Origin of the sequence: Salimicrobium jeotgali (assembly GCF_001685435.2) — a bacterium.
Taxonomy (GTDB): Bacteria; Bacillota; Bacilli; order Bacillales; family Halobacillaceae; genus Salimicrobium; species Salimicrobium album.
In genome coordinates, this window is the sequence record NZ_CP011361.2 from 1,898,267 (window position 1) to 1,919,078 (window position 20,812).

The 20,812-nt window shown below is 47.3% G+C and carries 22 protein-coding genes and 1 riboswitch; of the genes, 6 read left to right on the forward strand and 16 right to left on the reverse strand.

What is annotated here, in order from left to right:
- Positions 1-67: 67 nt before the first annotated feature.
- From AAV35_RS09465 to AAV35_RS09485, 5 genes are all read right to left on the reverse strand, one after another.
- Positions 68-1,606 (reverse strand): fatty acid--CoA ligase family protein, encoded by a 1,539-nt coding sequence (locus tag AAV35_RS09465; protein ID WP_008590154.1) that lies wholly within the window; start codon positions 1,604-1,606, stop codon positions 68-70.
- A 56-nt stretch (positions 1,607-1,662) separates the two neighbouring features.
- Complete coding sequence (locus tag AAV35_RS09470; RefSeq protein WP_008590156.1) at positions 1,663-2,241, reverse strand: GNAT family N-acetyltransferase; 579 nt, start codon at positions 2,239-2,241, stop codon at positions 1,663-1,665.
- Positions 2,222-2,701, reverse strand: coding sequence for an SRPBCC family protein (locus AAV35_RS09475; RefSeq protein WP_237757029.1), 480 nt, complete (start codon positions 2,699-2,701; stop codon positions 2,222-2,224). Before AAV35_RS09475 ends, AAV35_RS09470 begins: the two co-directional genes overlap by 20 nt.
- 85 nt (positions 2,702-2,786) lie before the next feature.
- Positions 2,787-3,785: a lipoate--protein ligase gene (gene lplA, locus AAV35_RS09480; RefSeq protein WP_008590161.1), complete on the reverse strand. Its 999-nt coding sequence runs from the start codon at positions 3,783-3,785 to the stop codon at positions 2,787-2,789.
- Between the two features lie 66 nt (positions 3,786-3,851).
- Positions 3,852-4,586: an MBL fold metallo-hydrolase gene (locus AAV35_RS09485; protein WP_008590163.1), complete on the reverse strand. Its 735-nt coding sequence runs from the start codon at positions 4,584-4,586 to the stop codon at positions 3,852-3,854.
- A 121-nt stretch (positions 4,587-4,707) separates the two neighbouring features.
- Here AAV35_RS09485 and yhfH point away from each other — a divergent pair, with 121 nt between their 5' ends.
- Entirely contained in the window at positions 4,708-4,836 is a 129-nt protein-coding gene (gene yhfH, locus AAV35_RS09490) for a protein YhfH (RefSeq protein WP_008590165.1), read from the forward strand.
- 174 nt (positions 4,837-5,010) lie between these two features.
- On the opposite strand, the gene hemY is transcribed toward yhfH, so the two are convergent.
- From hemY to AAV35_RS09510, 4 genes are all read right to left on the reverse strand, one after another.
- Positions 5,011-6,396, reverse strand: coding sequence for a protoporphyrinogen oxidase (gene hemY / locus AAV35_RS09495; RefSeq protein WP_008590166.1), 1,386 nt, complete (start codon positions 6,394-6,396; stop codon positions 5,011-5,013).
- Position 6,397: 1 nt separating this feature from the next.
- The gene (gene hemH, locus AAV35_RS09500; protein ID WP_008590168.1) at positions 6,398-7,333 is read right to left on the reverse strand and encodes a ferrochelatase; all 936 of its coding nucleotides are present in this window, start codon (positions 7,331-7,333) and stop codon (positions 6,398-6,400) included.
- Between the two features lie 15 nt (positions 7,334-7,348).
- On the reverse strand, positions 7,349-8,386 hold the full coding sequence (gene hemE / locus AAV35_RS09505; RefSeq protein WP_008590169.1) for a uroporphyrinogen decarboxylase: 1,038 nt from the start codon (positions 8,384-8,386) through the stop codon (positions 7,349-7,351).
- Positions 8,387-8,539: 153 nt separating this feature from the next.
- The gene (locus tag AAV35_RS09510; protein WP_008590171.1) at positions 8,540-10,699 is read right to left on the reverse strand and encodes a transglycosylase domain-containing protein; all 2,160 of its coding nucleotides are present in this window, start codon (positions 10,697-10,699) and stop codon (positions 8,540-8,542) included.
- 82 nt (positions 10,700-10,781) lie between these two features.
- On the opposite strand from AAV35_RS09510, the gene AAV35_RS09515 reads away from it, so the two are divergent.
- Positions 10,782-11,288: an antibiotic biosynthesis monooxygenase family protein gene (locus tag AAV35_RS09515; RefSeq protein WP_008590172.1), complete on the forward strand. Its 507-nt coding sequence runs from the start codon at positions 10,782-10,784 to the stop codon at positions 11,286-11,288.
- 78 nt (positions 11,289-11,366) lie between these two features.
- Here the strand turns inward: AAV35_RS09515 and AAV35_RS09520 are convergent, their stop codons facing one another.
- On the reverse strand, positions 11,367-11,849 hold the full coding sequence (locus tag AAV35_RS09520; protein ID WP_008590174.1) for a thioredoxin family protein: 483 nt from the start codon (positions 11,847-11,849) through the stop codon (positions 11,367-11,369).
- A 2-nt stretch (positions 11,850-11,851) separates the two neighbouring features.
- On the reverse strand, positions 11,852-12,265 hold the full coding sequence (locus tag AAV35_RS09525) for a disulfide oxidoreductase (protein ID WP_237757030.1): 414 nt from the start codon (positions 12,263-12,265) through the stop codon (positions 11,852-11,854).
- Between the two features lie 165 nt (positions 12,266-12,430).
- Between AAV35_RS09525 and AAV35_RS09530 the strand changes: the two genes are divergently transcribed.
- Both AAV35_RS09530 and AAV35_RS09535 read left to right on the forward strand, forming a co-directional pair.
- Positions 12,431-12,868, forward strand: a complete 438-nt coding sequence (locus tag AAV35_RS09530; RefSeq protein ID WP_008590177.1) for a ferritin-like domain-containing protein — start codon at positions 12,431-12,433, stop codon at positions 12,866-12,868.
- A gap of 102 nt (positions 12,869-12,970) precedes the next feature.
- Positions 12,971-14,152, forward strand: a complete 1,182-nt coding sequence (locus AAV35_RS09535; protein ID WP_008590179.1) for a M20 family metallopeptidase — start codon at positions 12,971-12,973, stop codon at positions 14,150-14,152.
- Between the two features lie 61 nt (positions 14,153-14,213).
- Here AAV35_RS09535 and AAV35_RS09540 read toward each other — a convergent pair whose 3' ends face one another.
- The 5 genes from AAV35_RS09540 to AAV35_RS09560 form a co-directional block, all read right to left on the reverse strand.
- Positions 14,214-14,906, reverse strand: coding sequence for a phosphatase PAP2 family protein (locus tag AAV35_RS09540; protein WP_008590181.1), 693 nt, complete (start codon positions 14,904-14,906; stop codon positions 14,214-14,216).
- Between the two features lie 102 nt (positions 14,907-15,008).
- Positions 15,009-16,061 carry a homocysteine S-methyltransferase family protein gene (locus tag AAV35_RS09545; protein WP_008590183.1) on the reverse strand — a complete coding sequence of 351 codons (1,053 nt, stop codon included), beginning with the start codon at positions 16,059-16,061 and terminating at the stop codon, positions 15,009-15,011.
- Between the two features lie 41 nt (positions 16,062-16,102).
- On the reverse strand, positions 16,103-17,215 hold the full coding sequence (locus tag AAV35_RS09550; RefSeq protein ID WP_008590184.1) for an aminotransferase class I/II-fold pyridoxal phosphate-dependent enzyme: 1,113 nt from the start codon (positions 17,213-17,215) through the stop codon (positions 16,103-16,105).
- Between the two features lie 73 nt (positions 17,216-17,288).
- Positions 17,289-17,397, reverse strand: a riboswitch (SAM riboswitch).
- A gap of 75 nt (positions 17,398-17,472) precedes the next feature.
- Complete coding sequence (locus tag AAV35_RS09555; RefSeq protein WP_008590186.1) at positions 17,473-18,687, reverse strand: ABC transporter permease; 1,215 nt, start codon at positions 18,685-18,687, stop codon at positions 17,473-17,475.
- Positions 18,680-19,423: an ABC transporter ATP-binding protein gene (locus tag AAV35_RS09560; RefSeq protein WP_008590188.1), complete on the reverse strand. Its 744-nt coding sequence runs from the start codon at positions 19,421-19,423 to the stop codon at positions 18,680-18,682. The genes AAV35_RS09555 and AAV35_RS09560 overlap by 8 nt, the downstream gene beginning before the upstream one ends.
- A 121-nt stretch (positions 19,424-19,544) precedes the next feature.
- Between AAV35_RS09560 and AAV35_RS09565 the strand changes: the two genes are divergently transcribed.
- Both AAV35_RS09565 and AAV35_RS09570 read left to right on the forward strand, forming a co-directional pair.
- Positions 19,545-19,967 carry an HIT family protein gene (locus tag AAV35_RS09565; protein WP_008590189.1) on the forward strand — a complete coding sequence of 141 codons (423 nt, stop codon included), beginning with the start codon at positions 19,545-19,547 and terminating at the stop codon, positions 19,965-19,967.
- Positions 19,968-20,067: 100 nt separating this feature from the next.
- Positions 20,068-20,595 carry a tryptophan transporter gene (locus AAV35_RS09570; protein WP_008590191.1) on the forward strand — a complete coding sequence of 176 codons (528 nt, stop codon included), beginning with the start codon at positions 20,068-20,070 and terminating at the stop codon, positions 20,593-20,595.
- Positions 20,596-20,812: the final 217 nt, after the last annotated feature.

The following is a 20,812-nucleotide window of genomic DNA, read 5'->3' on the forward strand; positions in this document are numbered from 1 at the left end:
CGAAAGCTTTTTGCGGTCTACCGCATATGTGTCTGCGATATTTCTATTAACTGACAACAGACATCTGTTAACTTTGCTGTAAATGCTCTCGCAGGTTCTTTCTTAAAATTTTACCGGTCGTGTTTTTAGGGAGCTCTTCCATGAACTCTACGCGCTGTGGAAGTTTGTATTTCGCCAGTTCCTTCTTACAGTATTCAATGACAGCTTCTTCATTCAGGGAAGGGTTATCTGAAACGACGAAAGCGATCACTGCCTCTCCCATCTCCGGATGAGGTTCTCCGACTACAGCCGCTTCCGTAATTTCCGGGTGCTGATAGAGGACTTCCTCCACTTCTCTCGGGTAAACGTTATAGCCGCCGACGATAATCAGATCTTTTTTCCTGTCCACGATATAAAAGTACCCTTCCTCATCCTCACGGGCCATATCTCCGGTGAACAGCCAGCCGTCTTTAATCGTTACCGCTGTTTCTTCCGGCATTTTATAGTAACCCTTCATCACATTCGGTCCTTTGACGACGAGCTCGCCTGTTTCTCCGGCAGGTACTTCCTGGCCGAGCTCATCAACGACTTTATTTTCGACGTTAGTGATATTCTGTCCTATAGAACCGGCCCGGCGCGGCCGGTCTAAAGGATTAAAAGCTGTCACGGGAGAAGCTTCCGATAACCCGTACCCTTCCGACACCCGTACGTTGAATTTTTTCTCGAAAGCTTCGAGGAGAGAAACCGGAAGAGAAGAGCCACCCGAAACGTTGATACGCATATTTTCAAATGTGCTTTCCTGGCCGTCTCCTGTCTGCAGAAGATAGTTGTACATCGTAGGCACACCGGCAAATACAGTAGCCTCATACTCTTTCGCAGCTTTGAACACTTCTCCCGGTGAGAACTGAGGGATGACTATAATCGTTCCTCCATTTACAATCGGAGCATTCAACGCCACGGTCAGGCAGAACACGTGGAACATAGGCAACGTTGCAATTACACGGTCCTCTTCACTTATTTCCAGATAGGTGGCCACATCTTTTGCGTTCGAATAGATGTTTTTGTGGGTAAGCATCGCTCCTTTCGGCTTCCCGGTCGTCCCGGAGGTATACAGAATAACCGCCAGGTCATCATCATCCAGCGAAGGAGGAGTGAATGAAGCTGATCCTTGCTCTACTGCTTTTGTAAACGATTTCATTTTTGGGGAGATAGTAAAAGCTTCCAGATCAATATCTGCCCCGGTATCCGCAACGAAATAATGGGTGACATCCAATTCATCATCCACTACATCCAGCTGACTTACAAGAACATCAAGCGTTATAACCCCTTTGACATCGCCATTTTTTAAAATATACTTCATTTCTTTGGAAGTGTACGTAGGATTGATAGGAATGACGCTGAGACCTGCACGAAGAGCGCCGTAAAGGCCAATCATAAACACAGGACTGTTGCCACTGATAAGAGCTACGTGATCCCCCTTCTCGAAACCGGCATCTTCGAGAGCGCTTGCGAATTTAGTTACTTTAGCATCGAAAGTCCGGTAATCCGTCCTCTCTCCCTGAAAAATATACGCATCTTTCCCCGGCATTTCCCGGGCTGTCAAGCTTAATCGTTCACTTACATTCATAGGTGCTCCCCCCTTCTTTTATTAAATGAATGAATAGTCATTCATCGTAAGAAATATCATCTTAAATTATAAATTATTGCCAGACTATTCGCAAATTTATTTCCATTCTTTTTTAATATTCCGTAAATTATCTGATCGATGAAACGATTATTCATATGGGCGCCGGACCGGGAGACCCCTTCTTTCGTAAACCCGAGACGTTCCGCGACAGCCCGGCTCGTTTCGTTTGCCACAGAGGCCCGGATAATTACTTTATTCATGCCGAATGAAGAGAAGGCGAAGGTAATCAGTGACTTGACGGACTTTGTGATAATTCCTCTCCCCTGATATTCCCTCCGAAGCCAATACCCTATGTAAGTGGTTCGATTCTTCCAGTCCAGTTCGTTGAAGCTTACCACTCCGACAATCTTTCCCTGAAAAAGGACGACCGCAGTCATACTTTCATATTCAGCATAACCGCGACGAAAATTCCTTATCGCATTTTCCATGTCCTGCACTTCCCGGGTATTCTCTACCCATGGAAGCCAAGTTTGCAAGTAGTGCCGTTCCTCTTCAACTATTTCGAACAGTTCACCTGCATCAAAAAATTCCACGAGCCGCAGTTCCGTTTTTTCATCAACTTTCCGGACGAACATGTTCTTCCTCCTTTTCCGCTTCCTCCCGTACTCTTTCCAGAAAGTCATGTACCACTTTTCTGTTACTCTTATCCCTGGCGAATTTCAGCATTATTTTTCCTAAAACACTGGCGCCCTCATTGGCCCCTTCATAGATGAGTCTCGTTCTATTTTCTGCCAATTTTTGAAAAGTATAAGAGGTTTTTATATTAAAAGCACCTCCCACAGTGAATGTCACTTCTTTCAGTTTGCGCTCTTCCCTGTCTTCAAAGGCTGTAGTCGTCACGATATACGTCTCCGTTCTTTTTCCTTCTCTGTAGGTCTGACGATGCCTTGCTCCTACCTCGTTCTCTTCTTTTTCAATGAGAGAATGTTCTTCCACTTGCGGCATAATCCTGGTGATGTTCTTATCTTTAAAAAGTTCCCATACTGTTTCAATATTTGCATCAATCGTTATCTCTTCACTCCAGGTAATCATCATTTGGACCTCCTACTTTTCGTATTCAACTGTGGTGCATTTCTTTCTACAAAACGGCCCGACTCTTTCCGGAGCCGGGCCTGTTTGATTAATACACAATCGTTAAAAAGTCTTCTTCATTAATCTTACCGAGATAGTGGGGAAGGTCAATGTCTTCGACTGACTTCCTGATTGCTTCTCTTTCATATTTTGTCCCTATTAAACGATTTTCCACATCAGAAACATCCCCGATTCCGAAGAAGTCGCCGTAGATTTTAGCGTTTTTAATATATCCTTTATCTACATCAAGACGTATGTCATACGTTCCTGCGCCTTCAATACGCTTCGTCTGGCTTATATTTGATTTCGGTGACTTTCCGTAGTTCCAGTCCCAGTTGCGGTAACGTTCTTCCGAAAGCTTTCTGATCCCCTTCCAGTCTTCTTCGGTAAGTTTGTACTGAGGCACATCCTTCACATCTTCCACATCGAAAATATAGCGGAGGATCATCGACTTGAACTCTTCCATAGTCGTTCCTTCCGGAAGATATTCGGAAATATTCGCTACCCGGCTGCGGATCGATTTAATACCCTTCGACCGGATTTTCTCCGACTTCACGTTAAGGCTGCGTACTACATTTTCCACTTCGGAATTGAACATGAGCGTACCGTGACTGAACATCCGGCCTTTTGTCGTGAATTGTGCGTTCCCGGAAATTTTGCGGCCTTCTATCGTCAAATCGTTTCGGCCTGATAATTCTGCAGGAGCACCAAGCTGCTTGAGTGCTTCCACGACGGGTTTGGTGAATTTTGCGAAATCATGAAAGCTGTTTCCGTCGTCCCTGGTAAGAAAGCTGAAGCTAAGATTCCCTTTATCATGATACACTGCTCCGCCCCCGGAAAGACGACGAACGACGTGAATGCCGTTCTCCTCTACGAAATCAGTGTTGATTTCTTCTACAGCATTCTGGTTTTTTCCTATAATGATGGACGGTTCATTAATATAAAACAGTAAGTACGTTTCACTGATATCGAGGTTTTTAAGTGCATACTCCTCAATAGCAAGATTAATAGTCGGATCATAAATACCTTCGTTATCGATAAAGAGCAAGATTCTCATCCTTTCCTGTCAGTTTTTACTTATCTCAAGTATAAGGGAGAGGGGCTTTCTTAGCAATTACTCGTCCGTCCACTTCAATCCTTCCTCCGCCAATTTCACTTCTCCCTGAAACACGTCCGCAGCTTCCTGTTTCAGCTTCGAATGGTTGCCGAAATGCGGAAGGTGACTGAGCCAGAGCTCTTCTACATCCGCTTTCACAGCGATTGCAGCCGCTTCCTCACTGGTCATATGACCGGCCGCCCGGGCATCCATTCCTCTGTAAAAACTGGTGTCGGCAATCAAAAGATCCGCTTTCCAGGAAAAATCGATCCACTCTTCCTGATAACAGGTATCTGCCGTATAGACGATGGCCGATTCACCATTTGAAATCCGCATACCGTAGCACGGAACAGGATGATCGGTTTTCAGGAAAGAAATGGCGAAGGGCCCTATCGTCACGGGGGCATCGGGATCATAAGGAATCGCTTCCGTGTAGGAAGAGGACAAAGCGGCGAAGCCATCCGGGTCTTCCTCATGCCCGTAGACCGGAAGTTTTTCATTCACTTTTTCCAGCAGGGTCTGTACAAGCCAGGCGTGTTGCAGTACACCAATATCAGCTATGTGATCATGATGGTAGTGGGAAATGAGGACAGCGTCGATGGAACTTAAAGGCATATACCCCTGAAGACGGGAAAGCGCTCCACTGCCGCAGTCCAGAAGCAGTCGAAAACCATTTTCCTCTATTACATAGCTGGATGTCGCGCTGTTCTGGGCAGGATAAGCTCCCCAGTATCCGATAGTTGTAATATTCATAATATTCCTCCTTTTATAATTCTTTAGCCCTATTTTAAATTGTTTTATAACATCCTGTTGATTTCTCGCTTCTGTTATAATACAATGAATTTAACATAAAAACAGAGGAGGCATTACCCTTATGATGAACGTCGTTGAATTCTTCCGTAACTTGCCTAAAAAACAGTGTGCCAAATGTGGAGACGTAATCCAGGAGCAGGCGGACTGCTACGGTAATACGTGTCATGATTGTGAAGGTCCCGCTCTTTAATTCCAGAGGAATAAATCAAAGAAGGGAGCAGACTGCTGCTTCTTTCTTTCATTTTAACAGACTATTTCCGAAACTTGTGAAGCGACAGTCCCGTTCCTATACCAGCTACTATATAACAGTTGTTACTAAAAAGCTTACAGCAATCTATGTACGGATTGACTGTAAGCTTTTTTATTATTCACTTTCAATAATTCGTCCGGCTGCTTCTTTCCCCTGATCGATACAGTCAGGGAGACCGATGCCGTAATAATGGGCACCTGCAAGCTGAATACCCGGCAAATCTTTCTTCATATGGTTCGTGACCTGATTCAGACGTTCTTTATGACCTACACTATACTGGGGCATCGCATTGTGCCAACGGGTAACGACGAAAAAGTCAGGCTGGTCGGTGATATCCATTATTTTTTTAAGATCCTTCATAACGATATCCCTGATCTCTTCATCTGTTTTATCGACGACTTCCTCGTCTCCCGGCTTTCCGATGTAACAGCGGAGCAGCGCTTTCCCTTCAGGTGCTGCATGAGCCCATTTTTTATGCGTCCACGTACATGCCGTAATCCGGTAGTCATCTGTCGTTCTTGATACCACAAACCCGGTACCGTCGATATCCTGTTTGATCGCTGATTTGTCAAAAGCCATAGCGACATTGGCCACCGAGGTTGCTTTCATCTGTTTCAGAGGTTCCGTCCAGTCATAGTGAGCAAGCATTTTTGCAGCTGCTGGAGCGGGGACAGCCAGAATAATATCGTCTGCCCGTTTCACTTCCCCGTCACTCATCAGTATGTGGTAGCCGTGCTCTTTCTTCTCGATGTGGTCTACGCCTTTGGACAGCTGGACGCTCCCTGGCTTCAGAGCACCCTGCAGGGCGTCGATGAAACCTGAAAGTCCGCCGGTGAATGAACGGAAGGCACTCGGTTTTTCCCAATTCTTCTTTTTTCTCACAGGGGGGGCAGTCCCGGTATCCTTCAGCCCTTTGACCAGACTTCCATACTCTTCGGTGATTTCTCTGAACTGCGGAAAAGTGGCGTCCATACTCAGACGATCGATATCTCCGGCATAAATCCCGGAAAGAAGCGGTTCCACTGCGTTCTCCACTACTTCATTCCCGAGCCTGCGCCTTAGAAACAACCCGAGAGCCTCATCCCCGGTCATTTCTTTCACCCGTTTGCCGGGCTCAAGCAGAGCTCTCATTTTTCCTCTTCCGGAAAACAGGGTGGACTTCAAGAGCGGCCGTTTCCTCGTCGGAATTCCCATATGGGACCCCTGAGGCATACGGTTCAACCGTCCTTTCGCCAGAATATATGCGTTCCCGGTCGAATTTTTGACGACTTCCTCCCCCATTCCGATTTCTTCTGCCAGTTCAAGCATGCTTGTTTTACGGGCGAGAAAGGAATCAGGTCCTCTTTCAATCGTAAACCCGTCCTTATGAAAAGTTCTTACCTTCCCGCCCAGACGTTCTGTTTTCTCCACAAGTTCCGTATCCACGCCGGCTTTCTGTAAATAATAAGCGGCAGATAACCCCGTTATCCCGCCGCCTACCACAACTGTTTTTCTGCTCATTCTATTTCTCTTCCTTCCACTTGGACCAGACCACATCGACAAGCGTTTCTATGAACTTCGGATTTGTGTTGGGCATCTCCGGGCGGTAGTAATTCGCCCCCACCTCGTCACACACGACTTTACATTCGTAGTCATTATCAAAAAGCACTTCCAGGTGGTCTGCCACGAAACCTACCGGCGCGTAAACGAAGGAAGTATACCCCTTCTGCTCAAAGAGATCCCTGGTCAGATCCTGAACATCCGGGCCGAGCCACGGATCCGGGGTATTCCCTTCACTCTGCCAGCCGATTTCATACTGGCTGATGCCGGTAGCTTCCGAAATCAGTTCAGCCGTCTCCCGCAGCTGGTCCGGATACGGGTCTCCTCCCTGAAGAATTTTCTCCGGAAGACTGTGGGCGGAAACGATCAGACAGGCTTTCTGCTTCTCCTCTTCCCCCATTTTTTCATATTCCTGAAGAATCCCTTCTTTCCAGAAATCGATAAACGTCGGATGGCTGTACCAGCTTTCCACAGAGCTGATCCGGATTCCGTGTTCCTCTGCCTTCTCCTGGGCACGCCCATTATAAGACTTAACGCTGAAAGAGGAGTAGTGCGGAGCGAGTACGATCGAAACAGCTTCTTCGATTCCGTCTTTGGCCATCTGATCGACCGCATCTTCGATAAACGGGTTTATATGCTTCAGACCGATGTAAAGTTTGAAGTCCACATCTTCCTGCATACCGTTCAGCTCATTGCGGAGCGCCTCTGCCTGTTCTTCTGTTATACGGGCCAGTGGAGAAATTCCCCCGATCGCTTCATAGCGGTCTTTAAGATCCTGAAGCGCTTCCTCCGAAGGCTTGCGTCCTTTTCTGATATGCGTGTAATAAGGTTCAATATCTTCTTCCTTATAAGGCGTACCGTACGCCATTACAAGTAAACCTACCTGTTTATTCGCCATTTCCGTGAACACCCCTTAATTGTTTTTGGAATATGTGTGTACCAGTTCGGTCAGTTTTCTTAACGTTTCCGGCTTAATTTCCGGAGTAACACCGTGACCGAGATTGAAAATATGCGGCCCGTATTTGAGCCCTTCATCCAGTATGGATTTTGCCCGGCTTTCAATAACGTCCCATTCAGATAGAAGGACTGCAGGATCGAGATTTCCCTGGAGAGGTTTCTGAATCCCCATTTCCCGGGCCTCTGTAATAGAAGTGCGCCAGTCCAGTCCAAGTACGTCGATAGGAAGTTCATCCCAGTCCCCGAGCAGGTGAGGAGCGCCGACACCGAAAAGAATCAGCGGTACTCCTTCTTTCCTCAATTCGCGGAAAATACGGTCCATGACAGGCTTGATGAATTTCCGGTAATCCGCAGCATGAAGTGCCCCGCCCCACGAGTCGAAAATCTGAATGGCTCGGGCACCGGCTTTCACCTGGGCCTGGACATACGTAATGATCATCGAAGCGAGTTTATCCATCAGTAAAAACCATGTTTCTTCATCTCTGTACATCAGTGACTTCGTTTTATGATAATTTTTCGAAGGGCCGCCTTCGATCATATAGCTGGCCAGTGTGAATGGCGCACCGCTGAACCCGATCAGAGGAACGTTAAGCTGCTCTTTCGTCAAAAGGCTGATCGTGTCCAATACATATGGAACGTCCGACTGCGGGTCGATTTCCCCAAGATTCTCCACATCCTGACGATTCCGGACAGGATTGTGAATGACCGGCCCTACCCCTTTCCTTATTTCCACGTCTACACCGAGTGCAGGGAGCGGCGACATAATATCCTTATACAGGATAGCTGCATCAACACCGTAATTCTCAACGGGCAGCCTTGTTACATAAGCGCACAGTTCAGGCTGGTGAGTGATTTCAAACAACCCGTACTTCTCTTTCAGTTTCCTGTATTCCGGCTGGGAACGCCCGGCCTGACGCATATACCACACGGGTGTATGTTCTGTCGGCTCCCCGCGGAACGCTTTTAAAATTGTGTCGTTAAATGAATTAGTCATATAGCACCTGACTCCTTTATATTCTATCCGATTCCAACTATAACGATTATGTGCCCCGGTGTATAGCGATAAGCCACATTTGTCACTATTTTGTACCTTCTGACAGATGTGACTCTTTTACCTGTGCGTTCGTACTCTGAAAAGAGCGGGGTTCTACCATTCCAGTGTCACTTCATTGGACGGCTCCCCTTCTCTTCCCGATTCCGGATCAAAAGGCACGACGTAATACGTCCGTGAATCAAAAAGTCCGAAGCTCTGAATCGTATGGCTGGTTTCCTTCGTCTTTGTTATCAGTTCCTTTTCTTCACCTTTTTTACGATAAATTCTGTACGTTACGTCTTCATTTTCTTCGTTTGTGTTCCAATTGAGTTTCCCGCGCACCAGTGTCCATCCGCCGATGTCGATGGAACCTTCCAGTTGGATATTCCGAGGCAGATCCACCGGCTCTTCCAGTGAAGTAAGACCTTCAGGATCGGTGAATTTTTCTCCCGGGTCGAGCACTTCCTTAAGGTTTGTAAGCATCTGTTTCGTAAGCGACACCGGTACGCTGCTGGAATCATCAAGGTAATAGTCACTTCCCGAATCTCCGTACCCCATCCACATGCTCATAGCATAATTGGGGGTGAAGCCTGCAAACCACACGTCTCTGTTCTTGCCTTCCACCTCCGGATGCTGCGCAGTGCCGGTTTTTCCTGCAAGTGCACCACTGTAGCTTCCATTACGGGCCGTGCCGGAACTCACTACGGTCTCAAGCATTTCCCGGAGCTGGAAAGCTGTTTTTTCACTGAAGACGCGCACAGCTTCTGTTTCTTCCTTCGGCTTCACAGTTTCACCGGTCCGGTCCGTAATGGTGGAAACGGTTCTAAGCGGCACCCGTTCCCCGTCATTCCCGACAGCCTGATAGCCGCCGGCGATCTCCATCGGGCTGTATCCTTCCGACATTCCTCCCAGCGCGATGGAGAGGTCGTCGTCTTCAGTGGCAAGACCGAGTTTTTCAAGATAGCTCTTACTTTCCTTCACGCCTATTTCGTTCAGCAGCCATACTGCAGGAGCGTTTTTCGATTTGACAAGGGCTTCATATAACGTCACCTGCCCTTCGTACCCGTCCAGATTCTTCGGAATATAACCCCCGTAACTGATCTTCTCATCTTTCAGTACGGAATAAGGGCTGTAAGTATCACCCATTAAGGCGGGACCGTACACTGCCAGCGGTTTCATTACGGATGCGGGCTGGTGTTTAGTGAGGGCATGGTTCATCTCCCCGTGTTCATACTCTCTTCCCCCGGTAAGAGCTGTCACCTTCCCTTCTTTATCTGTAAGCACAAAAGCCGCTTCCACCCCTTCGACAGAACCGGACGCGTAGTTCCCATCCTTCATCGTCTCATAAGCTATCCGCTGGGCTTCCGGATTCATATTCACTTCTATTTCATACCCTTCCGTTTTCAGTGCCTCTCTTGAAACACCGTAACGATCCACCACTTCCTGAACCACGACGTTTACGTAAGCATTCGACCATGTCGCGCCGACAGGTGCTTCTTCAGTATATTCCACCTGTCGGTCGGAGAGTGCTTGTTCTTCTTCCTTCGTAATGTACCCTTCATCTTCCATCCTGAACAGAACCGTGTCGCGCCTGTCTTTGGCCGCTTCGGGATCTGCTATCGGTGAATAATTGCTTGGGGCTTTCGGGAGGCCGGCCAGGAGAGCCGATTCCGTTTCGTTCAGCTCCGGTACAGGCTTTGAGAAATAACGCTCTGCTGCTTTTTCCACTCCATAGGTTCCTTCACCGAAGTAAATCGAGTTCAAATAAAGTTCAAGAATTTCATCTTTTGTATAATTCCGCTCCAGGTACAGAGCTACCATTACTTCCTTTGTTTTTCTGAGCCACGATTTATCGTTGGAGAAAAATAAATTCTTCGCTACCTGCTGGGTGATAGTACTGGCTCCTTCCACCTTCTCCCACGCTAAAACGTCGCGGTAAAGAGCTCTCGCTATGCCACGGGGGTCAATACCCGAGTGTTCATAGAACCTGCTGTCCTCGGTAGCCACCACGGCTTCCTGCAGAAATTCGGGCACCTCCTCTAAGGATATGGGACTCCGATTTGTGGAATAGATCTCTTCTATCTCTTCTCCATCCGCAACTACTGTAGTCGCTGCATCAAGGGTCATTGCATCTTCGGAAACGAAGAAGCGTCCTCCGAACATGAGCAGAAGCAGACCTATGGCCATGACGAATAAAAAGCTCCCCAACCCTATGAACGTATTCCTTAACCGTTTCCCCTTTTTCCTCATTTGCTTATATTCTTCGCGTTTCACTATAAGCCATCCTTTCTTCCTGCTTGCAGTTTCTCCTGCCCTCTTGCTAAAATTTAACTGAAGAAGAAAGGAGAATCTTTATATGATAGTTTCCATGACTAACGGTACGATCGATTTCCTGAAAAAGATTCAAAACCAGCATTCCGACAAACAGGTCCAGCTTATGCAGGGGGATAATTCCACAATCGCTTATTACGAAGGAGAGGAGCCTTCTATTTTCGAAGAAAGCCGTGATTATGAAATTGTCGACTCTACAGGAGATGTACAGAATAACGGTTTCGTAGTGACCAACAATATCCCTGTATCCGAAGAAGGACGCGCTACATTTGAAGACCGCTTCAAAAACCGGAAAGGGAACGTTGAAGGGATGGAAGGGTTTCAGGCCATCCGTATTCTTCGCCCTAAACAGGGGAAAACCTATGTCGTATTCACGCAGTGGCGTGATAAAGAAAGCTTTGATAACTGGAGGAACTCCCAATCTTTCGAACAGGCCCATAAGAAATCGGGTCCGGAACATAAACAAAAGCCGTCCTTTATCGATGGCGATGCTTATATCATGCACTACCGCATGGTGAATCCGGAAGATTGACATAACAGAGGCCGCTGACATTTTCAGAGAACTGTCATGCTATAAAGAAAGTGAGCGGAGAGCCCGCTCACTTTTTTCTTAATCCCCTTTAACGTTGTTTTCGAAGAAATCCCTGAAGTTCTCTTCCGGCTGCTGACCGACGATACGATCCTGTTCTTCCCCGTTTTCGAAATGTACGACCGTAGGCGTTCCTTCGATTCCATACTTATGTCTCTGCTCGGGGAATTCAAGTACGTTCATCTTCTTCATATCCACACCCATCTCTTCTGTAAGAGGCACCAGGTACGGTGTTGTGTTCTGACAATATACACATTCAGGACTGTAGAAATATACAGTTACTTCCTCTCCCGACTCCACTTTCCCGGAAAGTTCATCAGGAAGGATCTGGTTGCCGTAGTTCGGATTCTCCAGCTGATCGATCGTGGACTGCTGCAATTCACTTTCGTCCTTGTTATAAGGGTTACCTTCTGCTTTTTCCGAGTTCTGCAAACTGACAATCAATGCCAGTGCCGCAATCAGTACCACAAGTACAGCTGCGAATATAATCATCTTCTTTTTCATCGTCACTGCTCCTTCTGCCGTAATAGTAATAAATGGCTTATGAAAATTATGATAAAAGCTGTACCGGCCAGAAAAGGAATCGTAATGAAACCTAAATAATTGACGTACTCGACCGTACAGGGGACCGTCCCGCAGCTTCCGCCCGGAGTCTTTAGAGCCGGAACTTTTTGAACCGAATAATGATACGTGGACACAAGAATCCCCGCACCACTCAAAATCAGTCCCGGTAAAGCGGTGTTTTTTTCATTTTTAAGTAAAGCGACACCATATATGATGACGAGGGGGTACATTAAAATACGCTGATACCAGCACCACTCGCACGGCGTATAACCAAGAAATTCCGAATAGAACAAACTTCCGAGCGTAGCGGTAAGGGCCGTCGCCCAGGCCACAAACATCAAATCTGACCTCTTCATACTTCGCCTCATCCTCTCTTTAAGTATTATACAAGGGAATGTAACGAATTGAAAATATAGAATAAAAATTCACGAAATCGCCATCATCTGTTCGTTTAAGCAAGATCGATGCGGGAATACAAATAAAGAGAAGATATTTATGTCCAAAGAAAGGATGGTCGTCTTATGGATCAGAAAATGAAAGAATTAATCGAAGGCTTAAATGAAGATCTTTCCCATGAATACGCAGCTTCTGTTATGTATACGAATAACGCTGCCGTAGTTTCGGGTTTGTATCGTTCAGTACTGAAACCGTTCTTCGAAGGAGAAATTGCTGACGAGCAGGGGCACGCCTTATATCTCGCAGAAAAAATAGCAACTCTCGGCGGAACGCCGACGACTACTGTAGCGGAGGTACCTCAGGAAACACGTGTTAAAGAGATGCTTGTAGCCGCACGTGATTCGGAGGAAGCCACTATCAAACGTTACGAACAAAGAAAGAAACAGGCCGATGAATTGAATCTTACCGAACTCTCTGTAAAACTCGATGACCTGATTTCCGATGAAACCGGTCACATGGAAGAAATCGATCGTCTGCTTCAGGACTCCCGACTGCACGAATAACCGGAGTGACTGGCGTTATAATCGAAAAGCGGACTACCCGTCCGCTTTTTTTCTTTCTTCTGACAACGATGATATAGTAAAGAGTAAAAGGAGGGAAAGATAATGTCCGAGTCCATGTTTAAAGAAGTAGAAACCCTCTATGAAAAAATGGTGGAAACACGCAGGTACCTGCATCAGTATCCTGAACTTTCTTTCCAGGAGACGGAAACGGCTGCATATATAGCTGATACATACGAAGCACTCGGTATCCCTTTCCAAAAAAATGTAGGCGGCAACGGAGTGATAGCCACGATACAGGGGGGACGGCCCGGCAGAACCGTGGCACTGCGGGCCGATTTTGACGCCCTCCCGATCCAGGAAGAGAACACCCACCTGCCTTACCGCTCCAGAAACGACGGAGTGATGCATGCGTGCGGACATGACGGTCACACGGCTGAGCTGCTCGGTCTCGCAGAAGCGGTGTGGAAATATAAGGAGGAACTTCCCGGCACTATGGTTCTCGTACATCAGCCCGCTGAAGAGATTACTCCAGGGGGAGCGAAACCTTTGCTTGAAACAGGCGCCCTCGACCACGTAGACGCCGTTTTCGGTACTCATCTCTGGACAAATACGGAATACGGTACAATCGAAACGGCCCGGGGTCCGTTTATGGCTGGCGCCGATGCTTTTGAAATTAAAATTAAAGGAAAAGGCGGCCACGGCGCCCAGCCTCACCAGACGAAAGATGCTATCGTCATCGCCTCCGACATTGTAGCTTCTCTCCAGCAGGTAGTCGCCAGGAGAGTCGACCCGTTAAAGACTGCCGTAGTTACCGTAGGGACCATTCAAGCCGGCAAAGCCTTCAATATAATCGCCGATCAGGCCGAGCTTTCCGGTACCGTACGAACGTTTGAGCCCGAGGTACAGGAAACCATCAGGGAAGAGATGGAACGTATTACGAGAGGGATATGTGAGGCGGCAGGCGCCGACTACCATTTCTCCTACAATATCGGCTATCCTCCTGTTATCAATCATGAAAATGAGGCTGACCTGGTTCTTAAAGAAGCGCCGCATGCAGATTCCTCTCTCTCAACCCGTGAAGTGGACCCCTCCATGGCCGGTGAGGATTTCTCCTATTATTTACAGAAGAAGCCCGGAGCCTTCTATTTCACAGGAGCTAAACTGCCCGAACACGACTTCCCCCACCATCATCCGAAATTCGACTTTGATGAACGGGCTATGCTTCATGGGGCCAAAACCCTTCTCCAGGTATTTCTCAGTTACCAGCATAAATATAGCAGCTGAATCATAAATTTTTCATATAGACCTGCTTCCCCGGCCGCCCTGGCCCGGGGAATTTTTCTATTTATTTGCCCGTCTGTCTTCTTTTTTTGAACAGCATAATTTCAAGAGCGGCGATGGAGACGAGCAGCCAGGCCGTTCCGACAGCTATTCCCGCCAGAACGTCGGTGAAATAATGGACCCCTATAAAAATGCGGCTGAGAGCCACCGTAGTACCGAATAATGCAAGCAGTATATTCACGGTCCACTTCACTTTAGAAGTGAACCTGCTTACTGTAACGAGATAAATCATAAATCCGTAGAAAGCGAAGGCACCTGTAGAGTGTCCGCTCGGGAAGCTGTATCCGACCCCGTCATATGCCTCGATCACTTCCGGACGCTGGCGCTCAAACAATAACTTCAAACCTTTCGTAAGAGCGCTTATTCCTATCATATTGACCGCAAAAAAAAGTGCCACCCATTTACTTTTATTCGAAATAAACAGAAGATAACTTATTACGATGACCGACAGTGCTGACAAAACCCATACGGACCCTGCTTCGGTTATGTATCCCATCGTTTCTGTGAGCCACGGTGGATTGATGGTATCCACAAAATTATTTACTATGCGATCCAATGCGAACTTTTCCCCTTCAAGAACATCTTCACCGAGGGAAACGAAAGAGAAGAACCCTCCTCCTATGAGGATAAACCCTGCTATTATTAAAATAATGGATGTTCTGGTGGGATTTTTGAAATGTGTGCCTCTAAATAACAATTTCTTTTCCTCCTACTTCTTACTTCTTTACTATCTTTCCCCGCACCGTTTTCAAACAAACTACAAGCCCCGGCAGAGTATACCTCCTTGCCGGGGCTTTGCTTATGCTTTCGTCCTGTAGGCCAGGTTTGATTCATTCAGGCTTTCCTCTTCTCCGAACAGAAAATGTTTATGCATATCGGGTGAATAAATGGAGTGTACCGTCTCCACACCGGCCGCTTCCGCAACAGAGCGGAGCATAGCAGGAGAACTTCCGCAACATAGACCGATATAATTAACTCCGTCATTTTTCGCTTTTTCCGCCCATGCCGCAAGTTCATACCGGTTATGATAGAGCGGGTCGAGCGAAGTCGGAAAAGTCGTTTCCGTCGGGAGAGTGCAACTGCATCCGCCATCCGGAAGATTAAAAAATGTGGGATTGTCTTCCGTCGTACGGTACGGAATCGGCAGTGCCCCTACATATCCGTTCACTTTTCGTCTTATTTTCTCTACGTAGGGCTGCATAGTATCAGGCCCGCGAAAACAGTTCATACCTACGACCAGTGCTCCGTTCTCTTCAAGAGAGGCGCAGGAATCCTCCACGGTGTAGCCGTCACGCAGTATGTTTTCCCCCATAAGACCGAGGGTTATGACAGCCGGGAGTTCAACCCGTCTGATCTCCTCCAGAGCAATAAGAGCTTCTTCGTGGTAGTAGAACGTTTCCCCGTTCACAAAATCCACCCCTTCTTCTTTACACCATCCGACCATTTCCCGGAACATTTCCCGGACTTGAACTTTACTGTCTTCATTTTCCGGATCAAAGATATTCGTATTCGAAATGTTCCCGGCCACGAGCGCTTCTTCCTCCGGATGTTCTCGCGCCACTTCTTTAGCCAGACGGATTGCGTTCCGGTTCAGCGGTTCAAGCAGTTCCTCTTTGCCTATGATTCTCATCTTCTCCCGGTGGGCGTTGTAGGTAAAAGCTAACACTACATCGGAACCTGCAAGCATATAATCCCGGTACGTCTGTTTCAAAGCTTCCGGATTCTTAAGGGCTACTTCCGGCACGAAAGAACCCGCCTGAAGATATCCTCTCCTCTCCAATTCAAACAGGTAACCTTCCCCGGCAATCACCGGACCTTCTTCCAGCCGCTGCTTAAGACTTCTTTTAGTCATATACCTCGCTCCTTTTTATAATGGTTTGCGTATCAGGGCAGTTATGCACTTTTTCGAACAGACTCCAAAAGCGCTGCGCCCAGGTCATCCATCAGGTCATTTTTATCTTCAATGCCTACGGAGAAGCGGAGAAGACAACTATCCACTCCATATTTCACCCTCGTCTCCTCCGGAATATCCGCATGCGTCTGAGTTGCAGGATAAGTAATGAAACTCTCCACCCCTCCAAGACTTTCAGCAAACGTAATGATATTTAAGGTCTTCAGAAAAACCGGCACCTGTTCTTCTCTTGTTAAACGGAAAGAAAGCATCCCGCCCCGTCCCGGATACAGGACTTCCCGGACCTCTTCACGGCTCTTCAGATAATCAACAATTGTTTCCGCATTCTCCTCGTGCTGTTTCATACGTATGTGGAGCGTTTTCATCCCTCTCAGTAAAAGCCAGGAATCCATCGCCGACAGTGTCGCACCAATCCCGTTATGAAGGTTCTGGACAGTGCGGGTGAGCTCCTCCCCTTTCGTTATGATCGCCCCCGCCAGGACGTCATTATGACCTCCAAGATACTTCGTACCGCTGTGGATAACGATGTCCGCCCCTTCTTCCAGAGGATTCTGAAGGAGAGGTGAATAAAACGTGTTATCCACTATCAGCCTTACACCGTATTTTCTGCAGACAGCAGCGCATTTCGAAATGTCCACCTCCTTCATCAAAGGATTGGCCGGAGTCTCGAAAAATACGGCTTTTGTCCTTTCCCTCATTTCACTCTCCAGTGCCGCATCATCCGTGAGGTCTGCATAACGAAAAGTTATCCCGTACCGGGCAAGAACTTCTTCAAACAACCGGTAGGTCCCGCCGTACAAATCACGTGAAACGATCACCTCCTCCCCCGAGCGGAACAGACCGAAAACTGTATGGATAGCTGCCATTCCGGAACTGCAGGCAAAAGCCCCGTCTCCCTTTTCGAGTTCCTGAAGTGTTTTCTCCAAAACAGAGCGCGTGGGGTTAGCCGTCCTTGTGTAATCAAAACCGGTGGATTCCCCGAGCCCGTGATGGGCATAACTTGTGGAAAAATAAACCGGAGTGCTTACTGCGCCGGTACCGGGGTCCGTCCTGTTTCCGGCCTGCGTCAGTATTGTCGCTCTCTCGTGTACCATAGTGGTATCCCTCCCATAAAAAAATCGACCTCCTGAAAAGAGGCCGATTTCTACACATTTGTGTACTATCGTCCTCTCATCTTTTCAAAGCACAGGCTTTGCTGGAATTGGCACCAGTTCGCTTTTAAACGATGGTTGCCGAGGTTTCAAAGGGCCAGTCCCTCCACCTCTCTGGATAAGAGTCCATTAATATTCATTTGATTTTCACCAATTATATAGACGAACGCAGCATTCGTCAATATTTTTTGAATTATTTTTCAATTCAGTCGTTTCCTTACAAAGGTTTCCGTGAATAACCGACTGAACAAAACACCTACGAGCGCCATCAAAAGGGCTCCCGCCCACATCATCTGCACAGCAAATACCACGACGAAAATGAGTGTCTGGAAGAAAAGAAGCTGTCTCAGGAAACGTATCAATTCTTCTTTTCTCTGTTCAAAGGAGACCGGATAAATATCCAGCCAGGCGATAGTCCGATGATGCTGCCACAACGTCATCATCTGGAATCCGCTCAAATAAAGAAACAGGACACCGATAATTACACTTATCATCATATTAGGAACGAACCATACAGCAAGAGCACCTATAGCAGCCAGACGAATGTACATCCCGCTGTAATCGCCGGATCTTGCAAAAGTAATTCGGTACAGGTAAGTGTACGTTGTATCTCCGGAAAAAGGAATGCGGGCGGTCAAAAGTTTTACGATAAGACGCCTTCGTTTCACCCGGCTTTTCAGATGCGGAACGTCTGTGAACATATTAGCCAGCCTGTAGAACACCCTCATCCGTCCCTGGTCTTTTTCCAGCAGAAGATCCCAGGCAAGCCCGGCTTTCTGCTTCGATACTCTCCAGGCATATACTACAAGCCCGCTCAAGAGCACAAGACCCGGAACGACAAACAAGAGGGCATCAACGGCCGCAGAGTAAAACAGGGCGGCTGAAACTATCCACACCGCCGCCTGATAGCCGATACGTATAGAAGGCTGACGTTCCTGCAGCATCCACCAGTTGGACTGCATTACTCCCGCCTTCACGACAAGCATAAGCAGAATGATGGCGAGGTAGTGATCCGTACCCAGTTCAGGATACACGGTAAAATACAAAGGTCCGAGCGCAGCCCCCGCAAGAAAAATTACGTAAAGCTGCACCACATAACTATAGTAAAGACTGAAACGGAAATAATCCTTCAACTCGAACTCCGCCGGCAGAAGAAAAACCAGGTCCGGTTCTTTGATCATTGTACGTACCGGACTGTAGGATGTAATGCTGGCGAAAACCAGAGCTACAATCAGTCCGGCGGGGAAATCTTCAGGAACGGTCTGCAGCCACTGCTGATAAAAGTATGCACCGGCCGAAAGAAGAAAAAACATCACTACCGCAATATGACCGTTAAAAATATAGCGCGTATACCGGCTCAGTTCTTTCGTGTGTTCCCTCATCCGCTCTTTCCAGAAACGTCTGGCGTTAATCATGGGAATCGTCCTTCGTCAATCGTACATATATATCGTCGAGGGAAGCCCGCGGCATGGAAAAGAATGTGCGAAGTTCTTCCAGTGTCCCGTCTGCTCTGATTTCTCCTTCATGAAGAATGACAAAGCGGTCACAGTATTTCTCTGCAGTGGCGAGTATATGAGTCGACATAAGAACCCCGGCCCCGTTCTTCTTCATTTCTTCCATCCATTCCAGATAAGACTGGATGCCGAGCGGGTCGAGCCCTACAAACGGCTCATCTACGATATATAAAGCGGGTTCGATCAGAAAAGCACACATAATCATGACTTTCTGACGCATCCCCTTGGAGAAGTGAACAGGAAACCAGTGAAGCCTTTTTTCCATATGAAATTCTTTTAAGAGAGGGGGGACTCTGCTGTTAAAAGTCTGTTCATCAATGTGATACGCACGGGCAGTCAGGCGCAGGTGCTCTTCCAACGTAAGTTCATCGTACAGAATAGGCATCTCGGGGATATAGGCAAGCTGTTGACGATAGCCTTCGGGGTTCTCCCTGAAAGACGTACCATTTATGGAAACACTTCCTTTTTTCGCCTCCATCATTCCGATAACGTGCTTGATGGTCGTACTTTTCCCGGCGCCGTTCAATCCGATAAGACCAACTATTTCACCGGAATTCACCTGAAGAGAAATGCCGTGCAGAACGTTTTTACGGGTGTAGCCCCCAAATAAATTTTCGATATGTAATAGTGATTCCAATCTGACTCCCTCTTTTCGTGTGTAGTGGTCCCTTCCTTTAAAAAATAGTACCATAGTTGGCTTTCCTATTACAGTTCTTGCGTACTGCTATGGTACAATACCCATCAAGGAGGGTATATTTATGACAGATTGTATTTTCTGCAAAATTATCAACGGAGAAATTCCATCAGCCAAAGTATATGAAGACGAAGAAGTTTATGCCTTTTTAGACATTAGTCAGGTCACCAAAGGTCATACGCTCGTCATTCCAAAACAGCATACTAAAAACATCTACGAAACTCACCCGCAAGTAGCCTCCAATGTGTTTGCACGAATACCGAAAATCGCCACGGCCGTTAAATCCGCTTTTGATGCGGATGGTGTGAACATTGTAAATAATAACGACGAAGCAGCCTATCAGTCTGTATTTCACTTACACATCCACGTTCTTCCGAGGTACGAAAACGGAGACGGTTTCGGAGTCAAATGGACGGACAACAGTAATTCCTACACTCCCGAACAGCTTCAGGAACTGTCGCAGACGATTGCTGAAAAGATTTCTTAGAAACTGTACGGGACTTTTGTTATACTTATAACACATTCGCAATCGACCACGAGGGTACGGTTGGAGTGAAATCAGAAAAGCTTAGAAGAGGAGAGATTAGATGAATACTCGTGTACTGGTGTTGCTGTCGTTGTTTATAGGAATAGGGGCTGTACTGCATGCAGTCATGCCGCCGATATTTTTCGGAATGAGGCCGGATATGCTGCTTGCCATGATGTTTTTGGGGATTATTATGTTCCCCAAAGTATCTTACGTTCTTGTACTTTCCACAGCTACAGGAATCGTCTCTGCATTAACCACCACCGCGCCGGGCGGACAGATCGCAAACCTTATTGAAAAACCCGTCACAGGTATGATTGTATTTGTGCTCGTTCTCGCCATGCGTAACTTTAAACAGGAACGCATCAAAGCAGCTGTTCTTACGGCTGTCGGAACGATTGTCAGCGGCTCCATTTTCCTAGGGTTGATTCTGTTCGTTATCGGTTTAATGGATGCAGGCTTTATAGCCATGTTCCTGACTGTAGTGCTCCCGACAGCGCTTTTAAACACTGTGCTGATGATGGTATTGCACCCGGTTTCTCTCAGGATTATGAGAAACTCCCCATCACAGACACTTCGCGCCTCCTGACCTTATAGGAGCGGCCTCTCAGCCCGGTCGCTCCCCTGTTTTCAGGGGGAAGGTTTAAATGCATACATATTAGGAGAAACAATAACCAGGTGCAGGTTAGTAAGTAAAGGAGGAAACAGAATGGTCCGAGCTAAACCGTTTGTTATGGGTATCGTTTCCGGAAGTGCTGCCGGAGCCCTTTACGTTCTTTTCAGCACTCCCTCATCCGGCCAGGAGT